The organism is Simplicispira metamorpha (assembly GCF_004341365.1).
Taxonomy (GTDB): domain Bacteria; phylum Pseudomonadota; class Gammaproteobacteria; order Burkholderiales; family Burkholderiaceae_C; genus Simplicispira; species Simplicispira metamorpha.
On record NZ_SLXH01000059.1, the window covers coordinates 1 to 1,940 of the forward strand.

At 65.1% G+C, this 1,940-nt stretch carries 2 protein-coding genes; both read left to right on the forward strand.

Going from position 1 to position 1,940, the window contains the following annotated elements; genetic code table 11:
* Nucleotides 1–909: acetaldehyde dehydrogenase (acetylating) (locus EV674_RS17235; protein WP_132750523.1), on the forward strand; the 909-nt coding region annotated here is incomplete at its 5' end.
* Nucleotides 910–921: 12 nt separating this feature from the next.
* Nucleotides 922–1,940 (forward strand): 4-hydroxy-2-oxovalerate aldolase (gene dmpG / locus EV674_RS17240; protein WP_132750524.1); only part of this gene is annotated, 1,019 nt, incomplete at its 3' end.

The following is a 1,940-nucleotide window of genomic DNA, read 5'->3' on the forward strand; positions in this document are numbered from 1 at the left end:
CAAAAAATCAAATGCGCCCTGATAGGCCCAGGCAACATCGGCACCGACCTGCTGGCCAAGCTGCAGCGCAGCCCCGTGCTCGAGCCCGTCTGGATGGTCGGCATCGACCCCGAATCGGACGGCCTGAAACGCGCCCGCGAGATGGGCATCAAGACCACGTCCGACGGCGTCGATGGCCTGATCCCGCACATGCAGGCGGACGGTGTGCAGATCGTCTTTGACGCCACCAGCGCCTACGTCCACGCCGAGAACTCGCGCAAAGTGAACGAGCAGGGCGCGCTCATGATCGACCTCACCCCCGCCGCCATCGGCCCTTTTTGTGTGCCCCCGGTGAACCTGAAGGCCCACGTGGGCAAAGGCGAGATGAACGTCAACATGGTCACCTGCGGTGGCCAGGCCACCATCCCCATGGTCGCCGCCGTCTCGCGCGTGCAACCTGTGGCCTACGGCGAAATCGTCGCCACCGTCTCCAGCCGCTCGGTCGGCCCCGGCACGCGCAAGAACATCGACGAATTCACCCGCACCACCGCGGGCGCCGTTGAACAAGTGGGCGGCGCCAAAAAAGGCAAGGCCATCATCATCATCAACCCGGCCGAGCCGCCCATGATGATGCGCGACACCGTGCACTGCCTGACCGAGACAGAGCCCGACCAGGCCGCCATCACCCAGTCGATCCACGACATGATTGCCCAGGTGCAAAAGTACGTGCCCGGCTACCGCCTGGTCAACGGCCCCGTGTTCGACGGCAACCGCGTCAGCGTCTTCCTGGAAGTCGAAGGCCTGGGCGACTACCTGCCCAAATACGCCGGCAACCTGGACATCATGACCGCCGCAGCGGCTCGCACCGCCGAGATGTTTGCCGAAGAAATCATCGCTGGCCGCCTGAGCCTCAGCGCCGTGGCCGCCTAAGGAGAACCGCACATGACCACCACCCCCCTGCAAGGCAAGAAAGTGCGCCTGCACGACATGACGCTGCGCGACGGCATGCACCCCAAGCGCCACCTGATGACGCTGGCGCAGATGAAAACCATCGCCGCTGGCCTGGACGCCGCTGGCATGCCCCTGATCGAAGTCACCCACGGCGACGGCCTGGGCGGCAGCTCCGTCAACTACGGCTTTCCCGCGCACACCGACGAGGAATACCTGGGCGCCGTCATCCCGCTGATGAAGCAGGCCAAAGTCTCGGCGCTGCTCCTGCCCGGCATCGGCACCGTCGACCACCTCAAAATGGCCCACAGCCTGGGCGTACACACCATCCGCGTAGCCACCCACTGCACCGAAGCCGACGTGAGCGAACAGCACATCGGCATGGCCCGCCAGCTGGGCATGGACACCGTGGGCTTTTTGATGATGGCGCACATGAACAGCGCAGAAGGCCTGGTCAAGCAGGCCAAGCTCATGGAAAGCTACGGCGCCAACTGCATCTACATCACCGACTCGGCAGGCCACATGCTGCCGCACAACGTCAGCGAAAAACTCGGCGCCGTGCGCCAGGCCTTGAAGCCCGAGACCGAACTGGGCTTTCACGGCCACCACAACCTGGCCATGGGCGTGGCCAACAGCCTCGCTGCCATCGAAGCCGGGTGCAGCCGCATCGACGCGGCTGCCGCAGGCCTGGGCGCCGGGGCGGGCAACACCCCCATGGAAGTGCTGGTGGCCGTGTGCGACCTCATGGGCATCGACACCGGAGTGGACGTGTTCAAGATCCAGGACGTGGCCGAAGACCTGGTGCTGCCGATCATGGACTTTCCGATCCGCATCGACCGCGACGCGCTGACGCTGGGGTATGCGGGGGTGTACGGCAGCTTCTTGCTGTTTGCCAAGCGCGCCAGCGAGAAATACGGCGTGCCTGCGCGCGAGATTCTGGTGGAGATGGGCCGGCGCGGCATGGTCGGTGGCCAGGAGGACATGATTGAAGACACGGCGCTGACCATGGCCAA